This window comes from Nesterenkonia sp. F (assembly GCF_000220985.1).
Lineage (GTDB): Bacteria > Actinomycetota > Actinomycetes > Actinomycetales > Micrococcaceae > Nesterenkonia.
This window is the reverse complement of record NZ_AFRW01000007.1, coordinates 1-3,777: the sequence shown is the minus strand read 5'-3', so window position 1 is coordinate 3,777 and position 3,777 is coordinate 1. Positions and strand designations below refer to the sequence as shown.

At 74.3% G+C, this 3,777-nt stretch carries 4 protein-coding genes and 1 pseudogene; 2 read left to right on the top strand and 3 right to left on the bottom strand.

Annotated features, from left to right (window positions below; genetic code table 11):
* The coding region (locus GU5_RS13245) for a 5-formyltetrahydrofolate cyclo-ligase (protein ID WP_010523623.1) at nt 1–581 on the top strand (581 nt) is incomplete at its 5' end.
* A gap of 132 nt (nt 582–713) precedes the next feature.
* Nucleotides 714–1,070, top strand: coding sequence for an FmdB family zinc ribbon protein (locus tag GU5_RS16540; RefSeq protein WP_010523622.1), 357 nt, complete (start codon nt 714–716; stop codon nt 1,068–1,070).
* A 29-nt stretch (nt 1,071–1,099) separates the two neighbouring features.
* On the opposite strand, the gene GU5_RS16115 is transcribed toward GU5_RS16540, so the two are convergent.
* The 3 genes and pseudogenes from GU5_RS16115 to GU5_RS17145 all read right to left on the bottom strand — a co-directional run.
* The gene (locus tag GU5_RS16115; protein ID WP_139084244.1) at nt 1,100–1,768 is read right to left on the bottom strand and encodes an RcpC/CpaB family pilus assembly protein; all 669 of its coding nucleotides are present in this window, start codon (nt 1,766–1,768) and stop codon (nt 1,100–1,102) included.
* 465 nt (nt 1,769–2,233) lie between these two features.
* A complete protein-coding gene (locus tag GU5_RS0100495) occupies nt 2,234–2,650 on the bottom strand; it encodes a hypothetical protein (protein WP_139084243.1) in 417 nt (138 codons plus the stop codon).
* A gap of 4 nt (nt 2,651–2,654) precedes the next feature.
* Nucleotides 2,655–3,777, bottom strand: a pseudogene (locus tag GU5_RS17145) (AAA family ATPase); the annotation flags it as partial.

The window sequence follows — 3,777 nt, the reverse complement described above, 5'->3', positions numbered from 1 at the left end:
GGCTCGACGCCGTGGAGCAGGCCCGCCGCGCCGACCAGCTCGCTGCGGTGCTTCAGGCGCATATCCGCCCGACGGCCATCGTGGCCGCCTACCGGCCGATGACCGGCGAGCCTGATGTCGGCCCGTTCCTGACCACCCATCGGGCGCGCGGCGGCACAGTGCTGCTGCCTCGTGTCGTCCCAGGTCCCGAGCCCCGACTGGAGTGGGTCCTGTGGACCCCGGAGACGACCATGCGGCGCAGTCGGCAGTTCCCCATCGACGAGCCCGCCGGAGACCCCGTCGCGCTGGAGGTTCCCCGGGACGTCGACGTGATGCTGGTGCCGGCGCTGGCCGTCGGCCGCGACGGGGTGCGGCTGGGGCAGGGCGGCGGCTACTACGACCGCCTGCTGGGACCGGGCCTCGAGACCTCCGAGGACGGCATGGACACCGATCCGGAGGGTGCCGCAGGTCCGGAACGGATCGCCGTGGTCCATCCTGAGGAGCTGCTCTCCGCCGGCGACATTCCGGTCGAATCGCATGATCTCCGCGTGACCCGAGCGGTCGCCGCGCACGGCCTGGTGCGGCTCGACGCGACGGGCTGACCGCCTCGGCCGCCGGTACGTCGTCCCCCGACGGGGATGCAAGCGCGGGATGCCGCGCAGTATAGAATGGAGCGTCTGCCCGATCCGCCGGCGGCGGACGCGCCGCCATGACCTGTCCTCCGAGGAATCGCGATGCCCACCTATGCCTACGGCTGCAAGGACTGCGGCCACGCCTTCGACATCGTCCAGTCGTTCAGCGAGGACTCGCTGACCGAGTGCCCCGAGTGCGGCGGCACGCTGCGCAAGAAGTTCGGCAACGTCGGGGTGACCTTCAAGGGGTCGGGCTTCTACCGCAACGACTCCCGCGGCTCCAGCTCGTCCTCCGACGGCGCGTCGACCTCCTCATCCGGCTCATCCGGCGAGTCCTCGTCGGACTCGTCCAGCTCGTCGAGCTCCTCCGAGTCGTCGACGAGCTCCTCAGGCTCCGAGTCCTCGTCGAGCTCCTCCGGCTCCACGAGCTCCTCCGGCACCCAGGCCGCCTCCTCCTGATCGGCACGCATCGGACCGTCCGCCCCCGCTCACTCGACCAGACTGAGGTCGATGCGACCGCGGTGGGCGGCCTCGGCCAGCGTCTCGGCGACCTCGGGCTCCACAGCGAGGATCACCACCTCGCCGGCCTGTCCGTCGGCCGGCAGCCAGTCGTCGGAGGCGCTCTGCGGCGTCCAGAGCACCGGCGCCCCCTCCGCCACCGTCTCCGCCGGCGGCATGGCCTCCGGTCCTGATCCCGAGACCAGCACATCGACCCGACGCCCCGGGGTGAGCATCCCCACCAGCGCCGTGTCGGCGGGCCGCACAGGCATGGCCACCACGTCCCCCGCCTGCCCGTCGAGCAGCCCCGGTCCGACGAGCTGGGACTCCAGGACCACGACGCCCTCGGGCAGGGGCACGGCCGCCTGACGTCCGGCCAGTCGGTCGAGGAGATCCCCTCCGGCGTCCCCCGACCCCTCGTCGGGTTCGCCCCCGCTCTCGCCCGATCCACCCCATTCGGCGGCCGCGGCCCCGACCGGCACAGAATCCGCATCGACCCGGGCCGTCTCCAGCTGCGCCGCCTCCAACGTCTCGCCCACCGCGGCCTCGGCGGTGGTGCGCACGACGGTGACCACCTCTCCGGGCGGCGCCGTACCGCCGGCGAGCATCCCCGCGGCCACCGCGCAGCAGGCGAAGAGCAGCGCCAGCGGGAGGCGCATCCGGCGCACCACACGCGTCGGCGAGGAACCGCGGAGCCGGCGCGCCACCCTCGGCGGACGCTCTCCTCGAAGTCGCCGGGCCGGCCGGCCGCCGGGCCGTCGACCGACCCTGCGACCGGACCGATGACCGCGCCCCACGGGACGCGGGCCGTCCCCGCGGCCCGGCGGGGACGGAGCCGATGCATCGGGCGCCGGAGCAGGACGCGGCGGGGCGGGCAGACGCATCGGCCGCTGCTGACCGAGGCGTCGGGCTCGACGCGACGTCGGCGGATGCGACGGCGCCGAGGAGGAACCGACGGCTGGGGCGGAGACCGGGTCGGAGACGACGGATCGACGGGCGGCTGTGCTCATGACTCCAGCGTCGCCGCAGGAGGCCAGGTCGACCAGCCGCGGCCCCGGTCCTGTGGATATCACGGCGTGTCTGGCGCGAAGACCGGGGCCTGTGCAGGAAGGCCCCGGAGAGACTCACCAGTGCGGCGGACGCTCCTGGAGGATCCAGCGGTCGCGCGGGCTCAGCCGTTCGGTCCCCTCGACCGGACGAGCCACACGCTTCATCGGGGCCTTCGCCGATTCCTCCGGACTGCCGTCCCCGGCCGCTCCGGGAGTCCGCGCGCTCGCCTCGCGGGCCGCGGACGTCGGCCGCACCCTCCGTTCGCCGTCAGCATCGCGCCCCGGCGCATCGCTCGTCGCCACGTCGCCGTCGGCCGAGGCGGAGTGGAACCGCCGAGCCTCCTCGGCCTCGGGCCGGCCCGACGTCGCCGGAGCCACCACCCGTCGCGCCCCGCGCCGCCCGCGTCGTGCCGCGCGAACACCCGGGTCCCGGGGGCTCGGCTGCTCGGCGTCCTCCGCCCCGGCGACGTCCTCGCCTCGGTCCTCGGGCATCGGGTCAGGTGTGCCGGCCGCGCTGACGCGGCGACGGCCAGGTCGTGACGCGGCGTCGGGAGTCCTCGTCGTCGACGTCGGCGGCCCCGCCGAAGCGCACGCGGGCCCCGACGGCCTCCTCCGGCTCGCGGTCGGCCAGTGCCCCGGTCGTCTTCAGAGCGATGCGACCGTGCTCGGCGAACTCCGGGCCGGCGGCCAGACCGACCTTCTCGGCGACCATCTCGGTGCAGCGCGCCGGGTCGGTGAAGACTTCGATGGTCCAGAGCACCACATGGGTCCAGCCGAGCTGCTCGAACTGCTCGGGGTTCTGCCGGGAGCGCTCGCGCACCGACATCGCCGCATAGCCGTCAGTGCCGTCGGAGACCATCGCCACCGGCGTCACCGGCACCTGCGGAGAGATCTTGCGCGGGCAGGCCGCCAGATCCAGCGTGCCGTGGAAGCCGTCCTCGACACGACCGCCGCGGGCCCGGATGCGATCGACCAGATCCAGCACCAGCGGGTCGGTCAGCGACGCCGAGGCCGACGGGTTGCCGCTGTCGCGCAGGCCTCGCTCCACCAGACGCATGACCAGCGCCGCCCCCGGCTCCAGCGCCGCGGCGTCGACCTGCTCGGGCGTCAGCGAGGTCACCAGACGCAGCTGCTCGCGCGCCCGGGTGGCGGCGACGGCGGCGTACTCACGACCCCGGGGGCCGGAGAGCGCGCCGAACTCGCGCACCGGGTCGCCGGTCACGCCGCGGCCGAAGCCCAGCGAGAAGATCACCTGATCACGGACCAGATGATGAGCCCGCTCCACCGGCGCGACGACGAACCGCTCGCGCCCGTCGGCCTCGAAGAAGCCGCGTGCCCAGGAGTGGTTGGCCAGGTTCACCTTCAGCGCATCGGCCACCCGGCGTGCGTGGCGCTCCGAGCCGGTGATCACCGCCAGCGAGGCGTCCCGCCGGGACCGGATGTGCTCGAAGACCAGGTCGACGACGCGGTTGACCTCCCGGGTCGGCGAGTCGGCGACGTCGCCGGCGCTCGGAGCGGCCGACGACTCGGCCAGCGACTCCACCGTCAGCCGGCGGCCCTGGCCGGTCAGCTGCGCGGCGTCGGGCAGACGCATCAGCTCGCCGTCGTAGATCTCCTCC